Origin of the sequence: Paraburkholderia ribeironis (assembly GCF_900019265.1) — a bacterium.
Lineage (GTDB): Bacteria > Pseudomonadota > Gammaproteobacteria > Burkholderiales > Burkholderiaceae > Paraburkholderia > Paraburkholderia ribeironis.
Window position 1 is genome coordinate 229,958 of record NZ_CYGX02000012.1, and the last position, 20,940, is coordinate 250,897.

The window sequence follows — 20,940 nt, forward strand, 5'->3', positions numbered from 1 at the left end:
CTTATTGAACGTCGTCTTCGCGCCAGCGATTGCGGAAGGCCTCGCGTGAACGCAGCGACGCGCCGCTGGGCTGGCTTGCGGCTGCGGCGGGCGCGGCGGGTGCGGAAGCCGCCGCGCCCGGGGCAGCGGCGGAAGCGCCCGGCGCTTGCGCGGCACTCGCCGCTTGCGGCGCACCGGCGCCCGCGGCACCCGGCGTGGCGGCCGCGGCTTCGGCGACGCGTTGGCGGGTCTGCTCGACCAGCTTGTCGAGCGGCAGATACATCACGTTGTTGCCGTTCTTGCTGTCAACAAACACCTTGGTGGTATTCGAATAGATCTGCTGCATGGTTTCCATGTACATGCGCGTACGGAACACAACCGGCGACTTCGCGTACTGCGCATAGACCTGTTTGAAGCGGTCGGCTTCGCCTTGGGTCTGCGCCACCGTTTTCTCGCTATAGGTTTTCGCTTCCTCGATCTGACGCGCCACGTCGGCTTGCGCACGCGGCAACAGATCCGCGGCGTACGCCTGCGCGTCGCGCTTCGCACGCTCGTTTTCCTGGCGCACCTTGGCGGATTCGTCGAACGCGGCCTGCACCTGGTCGGGCACCTGCACGCTCTGAATCGTCACACCGGTCACCGCGAGCCCGGATGCGTACTGATCGAGCGATTGCTGGATCGCCGCCATCAGTTGCTGACGCATCGTTTCGCGGTCCTGATCGAGTATCTCGCTGGTGCTGCGCGCACCGACGATGCCGCGCACCGCCGCCTGCGCGGCGTGCATCACGTTCTGATCGGGATCGACGCTGCGAAACAGATAGTCGGTGGGCTTGCGCACCTGGTACTGCACCGCAAAGCGCACCTCGACGATGTTGCCGTCGTGCGTGAGCATCGACGCGTCCTTCACATTCGCGAGGCGCACCACGTTGTTGCGGCCGATCTCGACCTGGCGGGTCTGGCCGATATTGACGAACTCATGCGCCTCGAACGGATACGGCAAACGCCAGTGCACACCCTGGCCGGCGGTGTAGCGATACTTGCCGAACTGCATCACGACTGCGGCCTGGCCATCCTGCACGACGAACACGCCGCTGCCGAGATAGATCGCGATCAGCACGCCGATCACGATGCCCATGCCGATGCGCGCGCCACGTCCATTGTCCGGACGGCCGCCGCCCGCTCCACCGCCCCTGCGTCCGAATACCCGGCTCAGGCGGCGATTGAAATCGCGCCACATTTCGTCGAGATCGGGCGGACCTTCACCGTCCTTGGCCGGACGCCTGGGATCGTTCGGCCGCTGCCGGTCGCCATTGCCATCGCCCCGGCCCCAGCGCGGATCGTTCAGTGAAACCAAGGCGCGCATTCGCAGCCAGATACTCCGCTCGTTGTAATCGTTCACCTGTGTTTGTTCACCAGAGTAGACAGCGGGTCAGTGCAATTGGAACGGGTCAGTGCCCGAGTTCTGGAACCTTGCGGTCGTCGTGTGGTGCAGCCGACCGGTTTTCTTGCGGCTGCTCGATCAGCATGTCGGCAAGAGGTTCGGCAGTAGCGATTTCAGCGATGGCAGCGCGCAACGTATCCAGCCCCTGCCCGGTGCGCGCGCTCAAAAAGACGCGCGAAATATTACCATATTCATCACGCTCGACCGCGTCCCCACGGGCCGCCAGCTCCGGTACCGCGTCGATCTTGTTGAACACCAGCACCTGGCGGATCGTCTCCGCACCGATCGCTTGCAATACCTCGTTCACCTGATCGATCTGATCGAGGCGCACCGCGCTCGATGCATCGACCACGTGCAGCAGCAGATCCGCGTGAATGGTTTCCTCGAGCGTGGCACGAAACGCCGCCACCAGCTGGTGCGGCAATTCGCGGATGAAGCCGACCGTGTCGGACACCACGACCTGCCCCGCTTCGTCGCCGAGATAGACACGCCGCGACGTCGTATCCAGCGTCGCGAACAGCTGGTCGGCGGCATAGGCCTGAGCCTTGGTGAGCGCGTTGAAGAGCGTGGATTTGCCTGCGTTCGTATAGCCGACCAGCGACACCGACATGGTCTGGTTGCGGCTGCGCGCGCGGCGCTGCGTGCCGTGCTGGCGGCGCAGTTTATCGAGCCTGATCTTGAGCGCCTTGATGCGCTCGCCGATCAGGCGGCGGTCGGTTTCGAGCTGCGTTTCGCCGGGGCCGCGCAAGCCGATACCGCCTTTCTGGCGTTCGAGGTGGGTCCACGCGCGAATCAGCCGGGTCGACAGATACTGCAACTGCGCGAGCTCCACCTGCAGCTTGCCTTCGTGGCTGCGGGCGCGTTGCGCAAAAATATCGAGGATGAGACTGGTGCGATCGACCACGCGCCGATTAAGCGCTTGCTCCAGATTGCGCTGCTGCGCGGGTGCCAGAGCGTGATTGAAGATCACGAGTTCGATGTCGTTCGCCTCACAGGCAAGGCGCAATTCTTCGGCCTTGCCGCTGCCGACGAACATCTTCGCGTCCGGACTGGCGCGGCGCCCGGTGAGGGTGACTAAGGGATTCGCGCCCGCGCTTTGCGCGAGCAGGCTGAGTTCTTCCAGACTGGCTTCGAAATCGATCTTGCCGAAGTCGATGCCGACAAGCGCTGCATTGATCAAATTGGAGGGTATCAAAATGAGGCGGCCGGGAGTGATCGCCGACGGGCGACGCTACGCCGGCCGCGACGAGGGGTTAGGACTGCTCGGAATCCGGGTGGAAATTCACGGGACGGGCTGGCACGACGGTCGAAATTGCGTGCTTGTAGACCATCTGGGTGACCGTATTCCGGAGCAACACGACGTACTGGTCGAACGATTCGATGTTTCCCTGAAGCTTGATGCCGTTGACCAGATAGATCGACACCGGCACGTGCTCCTTACGCAGGGCGTTCAAAAACGGGTCTTGTAACAATTGCCCTTTGTTGCTCATAGCAAACTCCGTATTTTTTTGCAGGTTGACTGAATTGATGACGAAGAAAAAGAGATCCGCCTTCAACCGCTACACTATAGCCGATTTTCGTTTTCGCGCGAGGCCGTGGGCCGTGCGGCCAAACCCAGCACGCACGCGGGTTTCAGCGTTTGTCCGCGTAGGGGTTCGTTGACGATCTGAACTCTATGCGCAATGGAGTCCCCGTCAGCTTGAAAGTTTCCCGGAAGCGGTTTTCAAGGTAACGCTTATATGTATCGGTAATCGCATCGAGCGCGTTGCCGTGAATCACGATGATCGGCGGATTTTGTCCGCCCTGGTGCGCATAACGCAGTTTCGGGCGCACCGGACCACGCCGGCGCGGCTGCTGGAATTCGACGGCATCGATCAGCGCGCGCGTGAGCTTCGGCGTGGGCAGCTTGGCCATGGCCGCGGCGTACGCGTCGTCGACCGAACGCATCAGCGGACCAATTCCAGTCTTTTCCGCAGCGGAAATGAAATGGAACTTGGCGAAGTCAAGAAATTTTAGTTTGCGCTCGAGGTCAGCCTTGGTGCGCTCGCGCACATGCGGATCGAGACCATCCCATTTGTTCACGCCCACCACGAGCGCCCGGCCCTGTTCGACGACAAAACCGGCAATGTGCGCGTCCTGTTCCGAAATGTCCTGGCGCGCGTCGAGCAGCAGGATGACGACGTTCGCGTCCGAAATCGATTGCAGCGTCTTCACCACCGAGAATTTCTCGATCGCTTCGAACACCTTGCCGCGGCGGCGCAGACCCGCCGTGTCGATCAGCGTGTACGGCTTGCCCTGGCGCTCGAAGTCGACGTAGATCGAATCGCGCGTAGTGCCCGGCATGTCGAACGCGATCACGCGTTCTTCGCCGACCAGCGCATTGATCAGCGTTGACTTGCCGACATTCGGGCGACCGACGATCGCGATCTTCACGCCGCGCGCATCTTTTTCGTCTTCGCTTTCTTCCGGCTGGCCGGCGTACACGACGGCGAGCGCCTCATTGATCATTTCGGTGACGCCGTCGCCGTGCGCCGCCGAAATTGCGCGCGGATCGCCGAGACCGAGTTCGTAGAAGTCGGCGGCGACGGTGCTGTACTTCATCCCCTCCGCCTTGTTGACGACGAGGAAGATCGGCCGGCCGACCTTGCGCAGGTAGTCGGCGATCGACTTGTCCTGCGGCGCGAGACCGTTGCGGCCATCGACGATGAACACGACAATGTCCGATTCCTCGACCGCCTGGCGGGTTTGGCGCGCCATCTCGTGCAGGATGCCGTCTTTCGCGACCGGTTCGAAACCGCCCGTATCGACGACCAGATACGGCCGCTCGCCGGTGCGCCCTTCGCCGTAATGGCGATCGCGAGTGAGACCGGGCAGGTCGGCAACCAGCGCATCACGCGAGCGCGTGAGACGGTTGAACAGCGTGGATTTCCCCACATTGGGGCGCCCGACGAGGGCAATAACGGGTTTCATCAGATGTTGTTCACGGTGAAACGCGGGGTCGAAATCGACCGCCCGCGTAGCGACGCCATGCGGCCGCCACACGGCGGCGTTTGACGAAAATTATCACGAATTCGGCCGGCCCCGGATGTGCGGTTGACATGCACGCCCGGGCGGACGGGGGTTCGGCTGTATGGGCGGCGCCAAGGGCCGCCAGGTTCAGTCTTTCCTGCTCGACGGCTCGCACGCCCGTTCGAAGGCGTTTTTTCGCGAAACCGCCGAAGGTGGCGCCGCAAGCAGCCACCGATGGCCACGTGGGCCGTTTCTGATCCGACTTGCCGGACCAGCCAGTCCGGCGAAATTCTTCTACTTGCACTGCGCACCGACCCAATTCTGGCCGGGCTGTAAAAACGCACGCGGCCGGCGAGGCCGGCCTGCGCGCCTGACGACGTTGCGCCTGATCAGCGCGGGCGATAGCCGAACAGACCGCCGTCGCGCGTTTGCACGACCAGCGTATCGCCGGCCAGCACCGGCGCCGCGCCAATCGCGCTGCCGTCGGTCTTGACGCGTGCGACGAGCGTACCGTCCGCGGCCGACAGGAAATGCACGAAGCCCTGATAGTCACCCATCACGGCGGCACGGCCCAGCAGGAACGGCACGCCGAGGTCGCGATTCTTCAGCTTGTCGTTTTTCCACTGCACCGAACCAGTGTTGACGTCGAACGCCGAAACCACCGACCAGTCGTCCGCCGCGACCACGGTGCGGTCATCCTGCGCGAGACCGCTGGTGCTCGAGAACGCCGTTTGCCACAGCGCACGGCCCGAGTTGGCGTCGAAACAGCCAATCTGCCCCTGGAACGTCACCGCGCAGGTTTGCGAACCGACCAGCGTGGGCGGACCGGTCACGTCGTTGATGCGCTCCACTTCGGTCACGCCCTTCGGATACGACACCGGCGTCTGCCAGTAGTTGTCGCCCGTTTGCAGGTTGATCGCGGCGAACGAGCCGCCCGGGAAACCGGCCAGCACGGCCGCGTCGCCGGCGAACGTCATGCCCGACGATACCCGCAGATTGAGCGGCACCGCGCGGTTGCGGTAGTTCCACTTCTGCTCGCCGGTCTGCGCATTGAACGCGACGATCTGGCCGTCGACGGTACGCACGATCACAAGGCCATTGCCGACCAGCGGCGGCGAAATGATCTCACCGGGCGCCTTGGCGGTCCACTGCTGCTTGCCGTCCGCGCCGAGCACATAAACATCTCCCTTCAGGCCGCCGACCGCGGTGAGCGTGCCATCGCTGCCCACGCCCGCCGACAGGTCGTCGTGCAGCTTGACGCGCCAGATGTCCTTGCCGGTTTGCGCGTCGATCTTCGCAACCGAGCCGTTCGCGCCAGCCGCGAACACCACATTGCCAACCGCGACCGGCGAGAACAGGTAACGGCCCGCCTTGCCGACGCTCGCCGTCCAGGCCTGCTGCACATCGAGCACGGGTTTGAACTCGGTGAGCGGCGTCGGCACGCGGCGCTCGTCTTTCGTGGATGAGCAAGCCGCCATCGTTAGGACGGTCATCGCACAGACAACGGGCACAGCGTAACGTTTCAGCAGATTCATCGGTGAACGAAGCATTCAGGAAAATGTTTAAAGGAGACCAGTTGGTCGTTGCACGCGGTGCGCGGCGATCAGCCGCCCAACGCGTCGAGCTTGAACTGGATCAACTGGCGCGCCGAGCTGTCGTTCTTCGACAGCGAGTCGAGCGCGAGCTTGTAGGCCGTGCGCGCGTCATCGCGCTTGCCCTGGGCCGCGAGCAGGTCGCCGCGGCGATCGGCCACGATGCCCTTGAACGCGTCGGATTGCGGATCGGCGAGCAGCGCGAGACCCTGGTCGTACGCTTTCTCGTCGAGCAGCAACGAAGCCATGCGCAGCTTGGCGACCTGCTTGAACTCGTCGTCCTTCGCGTGATCGATGGCCCATTGCAACTGGGCCTTCGCGCCGGCTTCGTCGCCTGCCGCATAGAGCGCCTTGGCTGCGCCCAGCGCGGTCATCTGCGCATACGCGGTGCGGCTGAACTTGTCTTCCATGTCGGTGGCGACGCGGGTGACGCTGGCCTTGTCACCCGCTGCCACGGCTTGCTGCACCTGGTCGTACAGCACGGCGGCTTCCGCCGCCTGGCGCCGCTGCCAGAAATTCCAGCCGTTCCAGCCGGCTGCTGCAACCAGCGCCACCAGCACGATCCACGTGGTTGCATTGCCCCATTGCGTCCACCATGCCTTCAGACTTTCAATCGATTCTTGTTCGTCGTGGTAACTCATTGCCCGGCGCTTTCCTCTTTCTCGATACGTGTGCGTGCCGTGCCAACCGGCCCGGCGACATCGCGATCAGTCATCGCCGTCTTCGGCGGATGCAACCATCGCATTGATTAGAAATTCGGTCAAGTCTTCGGCAGGCACGTTATGTTGCTCGCTTTTACCGCCGTCAGCGTTTGTATCTCGCAACGGTTTCACGCCGACCGTGCCGTTGGCGATTTCATCTTCGCCGAGCACCACGGCGAATGCCGCGCCGCTCGCGTCGGCACGCTTCATCTGCGACTTGAAGCTGGCGGCCTGACCGTCGGCGCTGCAATGCAGGATCACGTCGAGACCCGTATCGCGCAGACGTTCCGCGATGATGAAAGCCTGCTCGCGCGCCGCATCGCCCTGATGCACAACGTACACGTCGCAGCCTTCGGCTTGCGGCACGAGTTGCTCGTCCTTCAGCAATTCGAGGATCCGTTCGACGCCCATCGCCCAGCCGCATGCGGCCGTCGGCTTGCCACCGAGCTGTTCGATCAGCGGATCGTAACGGCCGCCCGCCGCGACGGTGCCCTGCGCGCCGAGCTTGTCGGTCACCCATTCGAACACGGTCAGATTGTAGTAATCGAGACCGCGCACAAGGCGCGGATTGATCGTGAACGGGATGTTGTTCGCCTTCAGAATGCGTTGCAAACCTTCGAAGTGCGCACGCGATACGTCGCCGAGAAAATCGATCAGCTTCGGTGCGTTCTGCGCGACTTCCTGCATGGCCGGATTCTTGGTGTCCAGCACCCGCAACGGGTTCGTGTACAGACGGCGCTGCGCCTCTGCGTCGAGCACGTCGATGTGCTTCTCGAGGTATGCGATCAGTTCGACACGATGCGCGGCGCGCTCTTCAGCCAGACCCAGCGAATTGATTTCGAGCTTGATGCCCATGAGGCCGAGATCGTCCCACAGCCGCTGGCACATCATGATGATTTCAGCGTCGGCGTCCGGTCCCGCAAAGCCCAACGCCTCCACGCCGACCTGATGGAACTGGCGATAGCGGCCGCGCTGCGGACGTTCGTGCCGGAACATCGGCCCGATGTACCACAGGCGCTTCGGGCCGTCGTACAGCATGTTGTGCTCGATCGCCGCACGCACGACCGCCGCGGTGTTCTCGGGACGCATGGTCAGGTTTTCACCGTTCAATGCGTCGGTGAAGCTGTACATCTCTTTTTCGACGATGTCGGTCACTTCGCCGATACCGCGCTTGAACAGCTGCGTATGTTCGACGATCGGCGTACGGATATTCTGGTATCCGTACGAACGCAGCATCGACTTGACGGTGGTTTCGAAAAATTCCCAGAGCCCGGCTTCCTGCGGAAGGATGTCGTTCATGCCCTTCACGCCGGACAGCTTGTCGAGCTTTTTCTTCTGTTCAGTCATCTGTGTTTCGATAGCCGATGTTTAGTTGAGTGCATCGACGCGGCCGTAGCGGCGCTCGACGTAGTCACTCACAATTTGCTGGAATTCTTGCGCGATGTTCTCGCCGCGCAGCGTCTTGACCTTCTCGCCGTCGATGAACACCGGCGCGGCCGGGTTCTCGCCCGAACCCGGCAAGCTGATGCCGATATTGGCCTGCTTCGATTCACCCGGACCGTTGACGATGCAACCCATCACCGCGACGTGCATCTTCTCGACGCCAGGATACTGGTCGCGCCACACCGGCATCTGCGTGCGCAGATAAGTCTGGATTTGCGACGCCAGTTCCTGGAACAGCGTGCTGGTGGTACGGCCACAGCCCGGGCACGCGATCACCATCGGAGTGAACGAACGCAGACCCATGGTCTGCAGGATTTCCTGGCCGACGATCACCTCGCCAGTGCGCGACGCGCCCGGTTCCGGCGTGAGCGAGATGCGGATCGTGTCGCCGATGCCCTGCTGCAACAGGACGGACAGCGCCGCGGTCGACGCGACGATGCCCTTCGAGCCCATGCCCGCTTCCGTCAGGCCGAGGTGCAGCGCGAATTCGCAGCGGCGCGCGAGTTCGCGGTACACGTTGATCAGGTCCTGCACACCGCTCACCTTGCACGACAGAATGATCTTGTCGCGCGAGAGGCCGAGTTCGACCGCCCGCTCCGCCGAACCGATCGCCGACTGGATGAGCGCTTCGTACATCACGCTTTGCGCTTCCCACGGCGTGGCGCGTGCCGCGTTTTCGTCCATCATCTTCGCGAGCAGGTCCTGATCCAGACTGCCCCAGTTGACGCCGATCCGCACCGGCTTGTCATACTTCACCGCGGCTTCGATCATCTGCGCGAACTGCGTGTCGCGTTTCGCGCCGTGACCGACGTTGCCCGGATTGATCCGGTACTTGGACAGCGACTCCGCGCACGCCGGGTAATCGCGCAGCAGCAAATGGCCGTTGTAATGGAAATCGCCGACGAGCGGCACCGACACGCCCATGCGGTCGAGCTGCTCGCGGATCGCCGGCACGGCCGCGGCCGCTTCCGGCGTGTTCACCGTGATACGCACCAGCTCCGAACCGGCCTGCGCCAGCTCCTTGATCTGGATCGCGGTGCCGATCGCGTCCGCCGTGTCCGTGTTGGTCATCGACTGCACGCGCACCGGTGCGTCGCCACCGATGGTGACGAGCTGGCCGCCCCAGCGGACGTCGACCGCATGCGATTTACGCCGCGCGGCCGGGCCACCGAACACCGGTTCGTTGGAAACGATCTTGCTGCTGGATCGGGATTGCGCTTCGGATTGCATCGAAAAACCCATTTACGCCGCATGCGCCACACAAAAACCGTCGCGCCTGAATTGAAAAAGCGCCGCGGACCGGTTGGCCGCGGCGCATACCGTATCTGTCAAGGCAGCGCGAATCGCGCCACGTTACCTTTGGCTGCCGAATATTTCGCCGGATCGACCGGTTCGCCGTCGAGCGTCAGCGACTCGAGACCGGCCTTGTTGCCGACCGTGACCTTGAACGGCGCCTCGCCCGTCACTTCTTTCGTATCGCCTGCGTGCACGAGACCGGAGAACACCTCCTTGCCGTCTTTGCCACGCACGCTGAACCAGCTGTCTTGCGTGACGCGCAGCGCGACGATCGCCTCGCCCGCCGCAGGCGCCACCGTTGCCGCCGCCGATGCTCCAGCCACGGCTGCCGCCGGCGCGCTCGCGCCTGCCGCCGCCTGGGCCTGGCCTTGCGGCTGTGAACCTGCCTTGGGCGCCACCGCCATAGCGGTGACCGCGGGCGCCGAAGACGGCGCCGTGCCCGTAGCCAGCGGCGCGGGCATTGGCGGCGCCGACGCCGCGTTCTCCGCCACGGCTGGCGTTTCCGGCGCCGAAGCAGCCTCTTCCACCGCGGCGCTTGCCGGCGCAACTTGCGCGACCGCGCCCGAGGCACCGGTTGTGCCGCCCGCGGTGTCGTTCGCGCTCGCCTTCAGCCGCGCGAGCCACGCCGATGAATCGCCACCATTGGTGTGCCACATGCCCAGCGCGATCACCGCGACGACGACCGCCGCGACGCCCCACAGCCAGGAGCGGTTCTTTTGTCCGCTGCCGCCGAGCGACACCGACACCCGGCCGCGCGGCAAATCCTTGCCCGACGAAGCGGGCATCGACAGATCCGGCGCGGGCACTCCCGTCTCGCGCCGCAACGCCTGCGTGAACGGCGCGGGATCGGCACCAAGCATCTTCGCGTAACTGCGCACCACGCCGAGCGCGAACGTCGTGTCCGGCAGATGGCTGATGTCGCCCGATTCGAGCGCGCGCAGCTTGATGACGGGCACCTTGAGACGCGCCGACACGTCTTCGATCGTCCAGCCTTTCGATTCACGCAATTGGGTCAAGCGCGCGCCAACCGCCGCCAACGAATCGATGCCCGACTGGGCAACGGGCTGGACCACCGCCCGCGCGACTGGCGCCGGATGGCCTTCGTTTGTATCTGTGTCGTGCGGCTGCGGGTGCTGCGGCTCACTCATCCCAAATCCTTTCGCGTCGATTCTTTTTCACTCGTGCAACCCGGACAGATTGAAGCCTCATGCCCGAATCGCAGACCGTTTATAACAAAATGCGCGGCCTCGTGTGCCGCTTCCGATCGCTTCTGCAAACTTTCTTTTCAATCGACGGTGGCATGAAGGATCGTCGCACGCTCGGAAAGCTTTTCATTGAACGCCGACGCCCTGTGCCACACGACCGATTACACGGCACGAACCTCGATAACTTTCGCGGCCTTCCCGGTGCGCTCAGCAAGGCGCGTGCGGTCCTGCACCGCACCGGCCAGCTGACCGCAGGCAGCGTCGATATCATCGCCGCGTGTTTTACGCACTGTGGTGACGACGCCTGCGTCGATCAACACTTGTGCAAACCGCTTGATCTGTTCCGGCTTCGAGCGGATAAGGCCCGATTCGGGGAACGGATTGAACGGAATCAGATTGAATTTGCACGGCACGTCGCGCGTGAGCGCGAGCAGTTCGCGCGCCTGCGCTTCGCTGTCGTTCACGCCGTCGAGCATGCAATATTCGAACGTAATGAAATCGCGCGGCGCGACTCTCAGATAGCGCTGACAGGCCGCCATCAGTTCGCGCAACGGATGCTTCCTGTTCAACGGCACCAGCATGTCGCGCAGCGGATCGCTCGGCGCGTGCAGCGACACCGCGAGCGCCACCGGCAAATCGGCGCCAAGCCGGTCCATCATCGGCACGACGCCCGACGTGGACAACGTGACACGCCGGCGCGACAGGCCGTACGCATTGTCGTCGAGCATCAGGCGCATGGCCGGCACCACTGCGTCGTAATTGAGCAGCGGCTCACCCATGCCCATCATCACGACGTTCGTGACGACGCGCTCGCCCTTGCCGTCGCCGCCCGTGGCACGGCCACCGGCCACGCCGCGCGACGCACGCAGCGCAAACTCGGCCATGCGCAGCTGGCCGATGATTTCGCCAGTGGTGAGATTGCGGGAGAAACCCTGTTTGCCGGTCGAACAGAAACGGCAGTTGACCGCACACCCGGCCTGCGACGACACACACAGCGTGCCGCGTGTTTCTTCGGGGATGTACACGGTTTCAACCGCGTTGCCGTTGCCGACGTCGATCAGCCACTTGCGTGTGCCGTCGGTGGAAATATGATCGCTGACGATGCCGGGCATCGAGATCGTGGCGCGCCCCTTGAGCTTTTCGCGCAAGGACTTCGCCAGATCGGTCATACCGTCGAAGTCGGCAGCGTTGTACTGGTGAATCCAGCGCTGCAATTGCTTGGCGCGAAACGGTTTCTCGCCCAGGCTGTCGCAGTAGGCGACGAGCCCTTGGGCGTCGAGGTCGAGAAGGTTGACGGTGGGACTGCTCGTCATATCGAATCCAGCCATTTCAGTGCGAGACTACGTTCATGCAACAAGCTGCATGAACGTCATGCCGTTCGCGCCCATTCCTGCTGCTTTTACCTTACTACTTTGCCGGGCGATTGGTGCGATAAATCGGATTGGCCGCACGAACCGCGCCGCACAGGTCGCTTAACGCGAGTAGACGTTCACTTGCGGGAAGAAGAACGCGATTTCAACCGCGGCCGTTTCAGCGGCGTCCGAACCGTGCACTGCGTTCGCGTCGATGCTGTCAGCGAAGTCGGCGCGGATCGTGCCCTTTTCCGCCTTCTTCGGGTCGGTTGCACCCATCAGGTCACGGTGCTTCAGGACGGCGTTCTCGCCTTCCAGCACTTGCACGATCACCGGGCCCGAGATCATGAATTCGACCAGGTCCTTAAAGAACGGGCGTGCAGCGTGCACCGCGTAGAACTTCTCCGCATCAGCGCGCGACAGATGAACCATGCGCGATGCCACGATCTTCAGACCAGCGTTTTCGAAACGGCTGTAGATCTGGCCGATCACGTTCTTGGCCACTGCGTCCGGCTTGATAATCGACAGGGTGCGTTCGAGCGCCATAAAAACTCCAAAAAATTAATAGGTTACAGATTCAAATGAATCCGCAATTGTAGCATGTTCCCGTGTATGATTGCGATTGGACCCTTACAGGACCGAAAGGTCGCCAGCAGAACTTGCAAAATGCTGGTAGCGTAGGCCGTGCGGACATTTTCGGGGTGTTGAAACTCCCTGCTCCCGCACTAATCTTAGGGATAAACACTTTGCGCCTGGCCGCAAACCGGCCGGCGCGGCACCAACCGCCGTACCACCATCACGAAACACGCTTCTGAGGTAAGGAGAGACCATGAACGAATATCCGTATAGCTTTGGCCGCAATGGCGCCGTCAGCACGGCCGAAACGCGTAACCGCGTGCTACGGAACACTTACTGGCTGCTGGCACTGTCCATGATTCCGACGGTGCTCGGCGCGTGGGTCGGCCTCGCCACCGGCTTCTCGCTGTTCGCCGCCACCAGCCCGGCTATGAGCCTGCTGGCGTTCCTCGCGATCGCCTTCGGCTTCATGTTCGCGATCCAGAAAACCAAGGACAGCGCGATCGGCGTCTTCGTGCTGCTCGGCTTCACGTTCTTCATGGGCCTGATGCTGTCGCGCATTCTCGGCTTCGTGCTCGGTTTCTCGAACGGCCCGTCGCTGATCATGCTTGCGTTTGGCGGCACGGGTGTGATCTTCGCGTCGATGGCCACCATCGCCACGGTCAGCAAGCGCGACTTCTCCGGGCTGGGCAAGTGGCTGTTCATGGGCGTGATCGTGCTGCTGCTGGCTTCGGTCGCGAACGTGTTCCTGCAACTGCCGGCGCTGATGCTCACGTTCTCCGTGATGGCAATCGTGATCTTCTCAGCTTACATGCTGTTCGACGTCCAGCGCGTCGTGAACGGCGGCGAGACGAACTACATCACGGCCACGCTCGCAATCTATCTGGATCTGTACAACGTGTTCGTCAACCTGCTCGCGCTGCTCGGCATTTTCGGCGGCAACCGCAACTAACCAAGTCTGATTCGGGCGCGGCGCTGTAGAGGCGCCCGCCCTGAAGCCAACAAAACAAAAAGCCCATAACGTTAGCTCGTTATGGGCTTTTTGTTTTGCAGGATCGCGCCGACGACGCATTCAATGACGTCTGGCACGGCCTCAGGCGCGCATCACACGGCCAGCCACGCAAAGCCTTCATTCTGCGAAGCGACCACCACTTCAGTGGGCGCCGCCCCCAGCACGCCGGCCATCGCGGCCTGCGCCAGTTCCGGCAGGTTGTTCTGCTGGCTCAGGTGAGCCGCGACCAGATGGCGTAGCCTGGAACGATCGAGCGAAGCCAGAATCTCCGCCGCCATGTCGTTGTTCAGATGCCCATGATTGCCGCCGATGCGCGCCTTCAACGACTGAGGATAGCGGCTGCCCGCCAGCATCCCCACATCGTGATTGCACTCGAGGACCAGCGCATCGCAACCGCTCAGCACCGCGCTGATATGCGGCGTTGACGTACCGACATCGGTCAGCACGCCGAGCCGGCTCGCACCGTTCGAGAACACGTATTGCAGCGGCTCGCGTGCGTCGTGAGGGACGGTGTAAGGCAGAACGCTGAGGTCGCCGATCGCCACCGCGTCATCGCTCCACAACACCTGCAGGTCGACGTCGGCTTCGTCGGCACCCACCGCGCGGGCGGTGCCCCAGCTCATGTACAACGGAATCGACCACTTGCGCGCCAGCGTCAGCGCGCTGCCGATGTGGTCGCTATGCTCATGCGTGATCAGGATCGCGTCGAGGGCTTCGGCGCTCGCGCCGATTCGCGTGAGACGCCGCTCGACTTCCCGCGCCGAAAAGCCGCAGTCGAGCAGCACGCGCGTGGTAGTCGCGCCGCTTTGTGCTTCTACCAGCAACGCATTGCCTTCACTACCACTGCCAAGGCTCGCGAAGCGCACGGCTCGCTTAATTGAGTTGCGCGTGCAGCAGCGACACGATGCGCTGCGCGTCGGACGACGTGTCGATCTGGCCGTTCGCGTCGAGCACCGCCACCTGCGTCACGGTGTCGCCCTTCGCGCGCACGTTGACGAGGAATTCCTGCCCCGGCTTCTTCGACGAATTGCCACTGTAGAACAGCTTGCCGAACAGCCCTTCCTTCTTCAGCTCCTGCATCGAGTCCGCGTAGCGCACGTAGTAGATGCCCTTCTCGCGATCGCGGTTGTCGACGGTGAAGTTGGTGCGGTCGAGCGCGAGGCCCACGCGCAGCCAGGCGCGATCGAACGACTCCTGCAGATCGAGCGTCGACGCACCCGCGCTCATGTCGATCCGGGTCGGCGCGGTGGCCGGGCGCGCGTCGGTCAGCAACTGCTTCGATTGCGCTTCGGTCAGGCCGAACTTCTCCATCAGCTTGGCGAGGAACAGCGCTTCGAGCGCCGGGTCGCGCGGACGCTCTTCCCAGCGCGACGACGTCTTGTCCTGCCCGGTCAGCATTTCTTCCATCGCGCTGTGCGTGATGGAGATGTCGGTGGTGCTGGACGCTCCGCGCGACACGAGCGTGCGGAAGCTGTCGCGGGTGCCCGACGAATACGCGAAGTCGATCACCTTGCCCACCGTGCGGCGGAACCAGTCGTCCGGAATGTTCGCGCGGTTCTCGGCCCAGTCGGTCGTCATGATGCCGGTAGCCGGCGCGTCCGTTTTCAGGACGAAGCCGTTTTCCTGCCAGAACTCCTGCAATTGCGGCCACAGCTGTTCCGGCGAGCGGCCGTCGACCACCAGCCAGCGGCGATCGCCGTCACGCTCGATGTGCATGCCGAGCGGGTCCTGCGCGTTGGGCTGGCCTTCGGTCGCATTGCCGGCCGACGTGACCGTGCGTGCGGTCGCGCCGCCCAGCGCCAGATTGGCCGGCGGCGCCACGTAGCGCTGGTCATTTGGCGTGGTGCTGAGGTCGCCCGGCACGGCAAGCGGCGGTGCGGTGGCCGCGCCCTTGTAGTTGACGCGGTCGGAAGCGAACCAGTCGTTCAGCGTGTCACAGCCGGCGAGGGTCGTCAGGGCAAGCGCCAGCGCCGCCATGCGGGTTGCGTGGAGGGAAAGTGCGGAACGTTTCATGAGGTCCTTCGTGATGCTGGAACGCGGTGCCTGGTTCGGTGTACCGGGAACGTGGGCTGGATCGACGTCGGTTAAGGAAATGCCTGTGGCAGTCTTGGTTTGGCGTGCTGGGTGCCGCGCTTGATCCGCTTAACCCAGCAGGCCCGCTTCGCGCAGCGCGCCGCGCACCACTTCGTGGTATTGCGCGTCGAGCGGCGTGAGCGGCAGGCGAATTCCGCCCTGCACACGACCCAGTTGCTGCAATGCCCATTTGGCCGGAATCGGATTCGACTCGATGAACAGGTTCTTATGCAGCGACAGGAGTTTCAGATGGATCTCGCGCGCGGTCTTTGCGTCCGCCGCCAGCGCAGCCTTGCACAGATCGCTCATCGCCCGCGGCGCGACGTTCGCGGTCACCGAGATATTGCCGTGGCCGCCGAGCAGCATCAGCGCGATCGCGGTGGGATCGTCGCCGCTATAGATGCCGAAGTGCGCGGGCGCGGATTTGATCAGATGCGCGGCGCGATCGATGTTGCCGGTCGCTTCCTTGACACCGACGATGCCCGGCACCTGCGCGCAACGCAGAATGGTTTCGTTGCTCATGTCCGCGACGGTGCGGCCCGGCACGTTGTACAGGATCACCGGCAGATCGACGGTTTCGGCGATCTTCGCGAAATGGCGATAGATGCCTTCCTGAGTCGGCTTGTTGTAGTACGGCACCACCTGCAGCGTGGCGTCCGCGCCGACATCCTTCGCCTGTTGCGTGAGTTCGATCGCTTCAGTGGTGGAGTTGCCGCCCGAGCCCGCGATCACCGGAATCCGGCCCGCTGTATGCTCGACCGCGGTCTTGACCATCAGCACGTGCTCTTCGACCGACAGCGTGGCCGATTCGCCGCTCGTGCCGACCACCACCAGCGCGTCGGTGCCTTCCTCGATGTGCCAGTCGATCAGTTTGCGAAACGCCGGCAGATCGAGGCTGCCGTCTTCGAGCATCGGGGTAATGATGGCAGGAATGCTGCCGCGAATCTGAACGCCGTCATTGCTGCTGCGACTGCCGCTCATGTTGCCGCTCATATTGCCGCTCTGGTTGCCGTTAGTCATGAAACGCGATGAATTTGATCAGGTAAACCGCGATTGTAGCGGATTAGCCAGCCAACTCGTAACAAGGCGGGGATACCGCCTGCGCGGGGCCGTCTGGGCGCTGTGTCTCCAGAATTGCGCAGATCCGCTGAACATAGGCCGGACGCGGCTGCGCGAGAAAACCGTCCTGAAACGCGACCACCCGTAGCTGGCCGCGCACCCTTTCGAGCAACTCGCCGGGTGCAAGCAGAAACGCTGGATTCGAGGGTTTGCCGACGCTTTCGTTTCCTTGCGCGAAGGTCTCGTAAACCAGTACGCCGCCAGGCGCGAGCGAGCGCAACAGTTGCGCAAACAGCGGCCGGTGCAGATAGTTCGTGACGACCACAGCGGCGAAGCGCGCGTTATCGGACAAGGGCCACGCGGCGCCTTCGAGGTCGGCCACGAGCGGCGTGATGAGCGGCTCGCCGCGCAGCGTGTCGAGCGCGGCTGCGTCGCGGTCGATGGCGATCACCGGGTGTCCTAGCGACGCGAACAAACGCGCGTGCCGCCCCGCCCCCGACGCGACGTCGAGCACCACGCCGCCCGCCGCGACCAGGTGCGCCCAGTCGCGCACCCAGCGCGACGGCTCATCCAACCCATGCATGGCCGCGACCGGCGTGCTCATCACTTCGGCGGGCGGATCAGTTGTACGACAGGCCCATGGCCTCGCGGACCTCGCGCATCGTTTCCGTGGCGTACTTGCGGGCCTTGTCGCAACCGTCGGCGACGATCGCGCGCAGCAGCGACGGATCGTCCATGTACTTCTGCGCGCGCTCGAGCATAGGCTGCTGCTCGCGCAGAATCCCTTCGATCACCGGCTGCTTGCATTCCAGGCAACCGATGCCTGCCGAGCGGCAGCCCTTCTGCACCCACTCGTGGGTGGCTTCGTCCGTGTAGACCTGGTGCAGCTGCCACACCGGGCACTTGTCCGGATCGCCCGGATCGGTGCGGCGCACGCGGGCCGGATCGGTCGGCATGGTGCGGACTTTCTTCGTGATGGTCTCCGCGTCTTCGCGCAGCCCGATCGTGTTGCCGTACGACTTCGACATCTTCTGGCCGTCGAGGCCCGGCATGCGCGACGCTTCGGTCAGCATCGCCTGCGGCTCGACCAGAATGATCTTGCGCGAGCCTTCGAGGTAGCCAAACAGCCGCTCGCGATCGTTCATCGACAGGCTTTGCGACTCCTGCAGCATCGCGCGCGCGCGTTCGAGCGCTTCGTCGTCGCCTTCCTGCTGGTAGGCGTTGCGCAGCTCGTGATACAGCTTGGCGCGCTTGCCGCCTAGCTTCTTCGCGGCCTCATTGGCCTTCTCCTCGAAGCCCGGTTCGCGGCCGTACAGGTAGTTGAAACGGCGCGCGATTTCACGCGTCATTTCGACGTGCGGCACCTGGTCTTCACCAACCGGCACGAGCGAGCCGCGATACAGCAGGATGTCCGCCGCCATCAGCACCGGATAGCCGAGGAAGCCGTAGGTGGACAGGTCCTTGTCCTTGAGCTTCTCCATCTGCTCCTTGTAGGTCGGCACGCGTTCGAGCCAGCCGAGCGGCGTGCTCATGCCAAGCAGCAGCGCCAGCTCCGCATGCTCGGGCACCCTGCTCTGGATGAACAGCGTCGCCTGCGCCGGATCGATGCCGGACGCGAGCCAGTCGATCAGCACGTCCCACACGTTCTGTTCGATCACTTCGGGCGTTTCGTAGTGCGTCGTCAGCGCGTGCCAGTCGACCACGCAGAAGAAGCACGGGTATTCGGACTGCAGCCGCACCCAGTTTTTCAGCACACCGTGATAGTGGCCGAGGTGCAGCGACCCGGTGGGCCGCATGCCGGAGAAGATACGGTCTGGGAACATGGTTATTTAGAAAAGCGAAACAAGTGGAGTCAGGATTGCGGTAATCGCACTGTAGCCGAGCGTGACGAGCGGGCTCAGCCAGTAGCGTGTCAGCGTGCCCGTCATGACCAGCGCCATCACGATGAAAAAGCCATAAGGTTCGAGCCGCGACAGTGCAATGGATTGCCGCGGTGGCAGCAGCGCCATCACGACGCGGCCGCCATCGAGCGGTGGCAACGGAAACAGGTTCAGCACACCAAGCACAAGGTTGACGCCGACGCCCGCACCGGCCATGCGCGTGAAGAACGGTTCGTCGACATTGAGCAGCGCCAGCCCGACGCCGAACACACCCCAGATCAGCGCCTGCACGAAATTGCACGCGGGCCCCGCCACCGCGACCCACAGGCTGCCCCAGCGGGGATTGCGCAGGTTGCCGAAGGCCACTGGCACCGGTTTCGCGTAACCGAACATGAACATGCCATTGGTCGCGAAGTACAGCAGCAATGGAATCGCGATCGTACCAAGCGGATCGATGTGGCGCATCGGATTGATCGACACGCGGCCGAGCACGTAAGCGGTGTTGTCGCCGAGCCAGCGCGCGACGTAGCCATGCGCGGCTTCATGCAGCGTGATCGCGAAAATGACCGGCAACGCGTACACCGCGATGGTCTGTATCAGGGAAGATTCCATAACTCTCTATTGTAACAACGCGATTGCGTGCATCTGTCCGCTTTCGCTCATGCCGTCTCTTCGAGACCGAACGGCGCGAGCGACCCGCGCCCAGCCCGCACCAGCACCGGTTGCACGCCGGTCAGATCGACTACGGTGGACGGCTCGCACACGCACGCGCCACCGTCGATCACCAGATCCAGTTGCTTCTCCAGCCGCCCACGGATTTCTTCCGCTTCGTTGAGCGGCTCGCTTTCGCCCGGCATGATCAGCGTCGTGCCGAGCAGCGGCTGACCGAGCTCCTCGAGAATCGCCAGCGTGATCGCATGGTCCGGCACGCGCAAGCCGATCGTTTTGCGCGACGGGTGCGACAGACGCCGCGGCACTTCCTTGGTGGCCTGCAGCACGAATACATACGGGCCCGGCGTCACGGATTTGATCAAACGGTACTGGCGATTGTCCACCATTGCGAAATTGGCCAGCTCCGATAGATCGCGCACCAGCAGCGACAGCAGCTGCTTGTCGTCGAGCCCGCGAATCCGCCGCAGACGCTCGACCGCGTCCTTGTCGTCGAGATGGCAGGCGAGCGCGTAGCTCGAATCCGTTGGCAACGCGACGACCCCGCCGTCGTTGATGATCTGCACGGCCTGCTTGATGAGGCGCGGCTGCGGGTTGTCAGGATGAAGCCGGAAGTATTGGGACATGGAGTCTACCGGGGGCGACAGGGAACTGCGGCTGGACGGCAAGTGAACTGTGCAAGGCTGGCGGCCGGGACAGCGGGCGCGGGCGCGCGCCGCATCCGGCTGGCCGGCCCGCGCGATTGACGTGCCGCCATGGCACGGCGCGCGGTCACAGCCAGCGTTCCCAGACGGGCTTGAGGTCGGAAGGCAGCTGCGGCAGCGAGCCGAGCTCGACGCAGCCCTCGCCAGGGGCGTGGAAGTCGGACCCGCGCGACGCCTCGAAACCGAACCGGCGCGCGACGTCCGCGTATTCGCGATATTGATCGGGCGTGTGGCTGCCGGTGACCACTTCGATCGCCTTGCCGCCGAGATCGATGAATTCGGCGAAAAACGCGTCGAATTCGACTGGCGTGTACGCGTAGCGGCCCGGATGCGCGATGATCGCCTCGCCGCCGGCGGCATGGATCCAGCCGACAGCGTCGGCCAGTTTGGCCCAGCGATGCGCCACATAGCCCGGTTTGCCGTCGCCGAGATAGCGGTTGAACACCTCTTGCGTGGAACTGGCGTAGCCGTTCGCGACCATGAAACGCGCGAAATGCGTGCGCGAAATCATGTCCGGGTTGGATACGTATTGGAGCGCGCCTTGATACGCGCCCGGGATGCCGAGCGCAGCCAGCTGTTCACCCATCGCTTCGGCGCGGGCGGCGCGGCCGTCGCGGGTACGTGTGAGACCGTCGATCAGGATCGAACTGGTCGGATCGATGCCGAGCCCAACGATGTGCACAGTGCGCGCCGCCCACGTCACCGAAATTTCGACGCCGCTCAGGTAGCCCATGCCGAGCGCCTCGGCGGTGCTGCGCGCTTCGTGCTGGCCGCCGACTTCGTCGTGATCGGTGAGCGCCCACAACGTCACGCCTCCCGCATGCGCGCGGCGCGCGACGTCAGCCGGCGCGAACCGGCCGTCGGAAACGGTGGAATGGCAGTGGAGATCGGCGTTCATCGTTGTCTTGAAAAGGTTCTGCAACCATTTTACTGCAACGCAGTAAGTGGA

At 63.6% G+C, this 20,940-nt stretch carries 20 protein-coding genes; 1 reads left to right on the top strand and 19 read right to left on the bottom strand.

Annotated elements, in window-relative coordinates:
- Position 1: 1 nt before the first annotated feature.
- From hflK to ndk, 11 genes are all read right to left on the bottom strand, one after another.
- Entirely contained in the window at positions 2-1,378 is a 1,377-nt protein-coding gene (gene hflK / locus BN2475_RS06785) for an FtsH protease activity modulator HflK (protein ID WP_094778778.1), read from the bottom strand.
- Between the two features lie 49 nt (positions 1,379-1,427).
- On the bottom strand, positions 1,428-2,600 hold the full coding sequence (gene hflX, locus BN2475_RS06790) for a GTPase HflX (RefSeq protein ID WP_094778779.1): 1,173 nt from the start codon (positions 2,598-2,600) through the stop codon (positions 1,428-1,430).
- Positions 2,601-2,673: 73 nt separating this feature from the next.
- The gene (gene hfq / locus BN2475_RS06795; RefSeq protein ID WP_006051315.1) at positions 2,674-2,910 is read right to left on the bottom strand and encodes an RNA chaperone Hfq; all 237 of its coding nucleotides are present in this window, start codon (positions 2,908-2,910) and stop codon (positions 2,674-2,676) included.
- Positions 2,911-3,052: 142 nt separating this feature from the next.
- Positions 3,053-4,390 (bottom strand): ribosome biogenesis GTPase Der, encoded by a 1,338-nt coding sequence (gene der / locus BN2475_RS06800; protein WP_094778832.1) that lies wholly within the window; start codon positions 4,388-4,390, stop codon positions 3,053-3,055.
- 428 nt (positions 4,391-4,818) lie between these two features.
- Entirely contained in the window at positions 4,819-5,964 is a 1,146-nt protein-coding gene (gene bamB / locus BN2475_RS06805) for an outer membrane protein assembly factor BamB (protein ID WP_094778780.1), read from the bottom strand.
- A 68-nt stretch (positions 5,965-6,032) separates the two neighbouring features.
- On the bottom strand, positions 6,033-6,662 hold the full coding sequence (locus BN2475_RS06810) for a YfgM family protein (protein WP_094778781.1): 630 nt from the start codon (positions 6,660-6,662) through the stop codon (positions 6,033-6,035).
- Between the two features lie 66 nt (positions 6,663-6,728).
- Entirely contained in the window at positions 6,729-8,069 is a 1,341-nt protein-coding gene (hisS, locus tag BN2475_RS06815) for a histidine--tRNA ligase (protein ID WP_094778782.1), read from the bottom strand.
- A gap of 21 nt (positions 8,070-8,090) precedes the next feature.
- On the bottom strand, positions 8,091-9,407 hold the full coding sequence (gene ispG, locus BN2475_RS06820; protein WP_094778783.1) for a flavodoxin-dependent (E)-4-hydroxy-3-methylbut-2-enyl-diphosphate synthase: 1,317 nt from the start codon (positions 9,405-9,407) through the stop codon (positions 8,091-8,093).
- Between the two features lie 86 nt (positions 9,408-9,493).
- Positions 9,494-10,609 (bottom strand): helix-turn-helix domain-containing protein, encoded by a 1,116-nt coding sequence (locus BN2475_RS06825; protein ID WP_094778784.1) that lies wholly within the window; start codon positions 10,607-10,609, stop codon positions 9,494-9,496.
- A 218-nt stretch (positions 10,610-10,827) separates the two neighbouring features.
- On the bottom strand, positions 10,828-11,979 hold the full coding sequence (rlmN, locus tag BN2475_RS06830) for a dual-specificity RNA methyltransferase RlmN (RefSeq protein WP_094778785.1): 1,152 nt from the start codon (positions 11,977-11,979) through the stop codon (positions 10,828-10,830).
- 159 nt (positions 11,980-12,138) lie between these two features.
- On the bottom strand, positions 12,139-12,564 hold the full coding sequence (gene ndk / locus BN2475_RS06835; protein ID WP_094778786.1) for a nucleoside-diphosphate kinase: 426 nt from the start codon (positions 12,562-12,564) through the stop codon (positions 12,139-12,141).
- A gap of 283 nt (positions 12,565-12,847) precedes the next feature.
- Between ndk and BN2475_RS06840 the strand changes: the two genes are divergently transcribed.
- Positions 12,848-13,546 (top strand): Bax inhibitor-1/YccA family protein, encoded by a 699-nt coding sequence (locus BN2475_RS06840; RefSeq protein WP_094778787.1) that lies wholly within the window; start codon positions 12,848-12,850, stop codon positions 13,544-13,546.
- Positions 13,547-13,698: 152 nt separating this feature from the next.
- Here BN2475_RS06840 and BN2475_RS06845 read toward each other — a convergent pair whose 3' ends face one another.
- From BN2475_RS06845 to BN2475_RS06880, 8 genes are all read right to left on the bottom strand, one after another.
- Positions 13,699-14,472: an MBL fold metallo-hydrolase gene (locus BN2475_RS06845; RefSeq protein WP_094778788.1), complete on the bottom strand. Its 774-nt coding sequence runs from the start codon at positions 14,470-14,472 to the stop codon at positions 13,699-13,701.
- A 7-nt stretch (positions 14,473-14,479) separates the two neighbouring features.
- Positions 14,480-15,619 (bottom strand): outer membrane protein assembly factor BamC, encoded by a 1,140-nt coding sequence (gene bamC / locus BN2475_RS06850; protein WP_094778789.1) that lies wholly within the window; start codon positions 15,617-15,619, stop codon positions 14,480-14,482.
- A gap of 129 nt (positions 15,620-15,748) precedes the next feature.
- Positions 15,749-16,699, bottom strand: a complete 951-nt coding sequence (gene dapA / locus BN2475_RS06855) for a 4-hydroxy-tetrahydrodipicolinate synthase (protein ID WP_425435477.1) — start codon at positions 16,697-16,699, stop codon at positions 15,749-15,751.
- A 43-nt stretch (positions 16,700-16,742) separates the two neighbouring features.
- Entirely contained in the window at positions 16,743-17,342 is a 600-nt protein-coding gene (locus BN2475_RS06860) for a class I SAM-dependent methyltransferase (protein WP_094778790.1), read from the bottom strand.
- Positions 17,343-17,358: 16 nt separating this feature from the next.
- Complete coding sequence (locus BN2475_RS06865) at positions 17,359-18,561, bottom strand: tryptophan--tRNA ligase (protein ID WP_094778791.1); 1,203 nt, start codon at positions 18,559-18,561, stop codon at positions 17,359-17,361.
- Positions 18,562-18,567: 6 nt separating this feature from the next.
- Positions 18,568-19,230 (bottom strand): site-2 protease family protein, encoded by a 663-nt coding sequence (locus BN2475_RS06870; protein WP_094778792.1) that lies wholly within the window; start codon positions 19,228-19,230, stop codon positions 18,568-18,570.
- 47 nt (positions 19,231-19,277) lie between these two features.
- Positions 19,278-19,913 carry an L-threonylcarbamoyladenylate synthase gene (locus BN2475_RS06875; RefSeq protein ID WP_094778793.1) on the bottom strand — a complete coding sequence of 212 codons (636 nt, stop codon included), beginning with the start codon at positions 19,911-19,913 and terminating at the stop codon, positions 19,278-19,280.
- Between the two features lie 145 nt (positions 19,914-20,058).
- Entirely contained in the window at positions 20,059-20,889 is an 831-nt protein-coding gene (locus BN2475_RS06880; RefSeq protein ID WP_094778794.1) for a 3',5'-nucleoside bisphosphate phosphatase, read from the bottom strand.
- Positions 20,890-20,940: the final 51 nt, after the last annotated feature.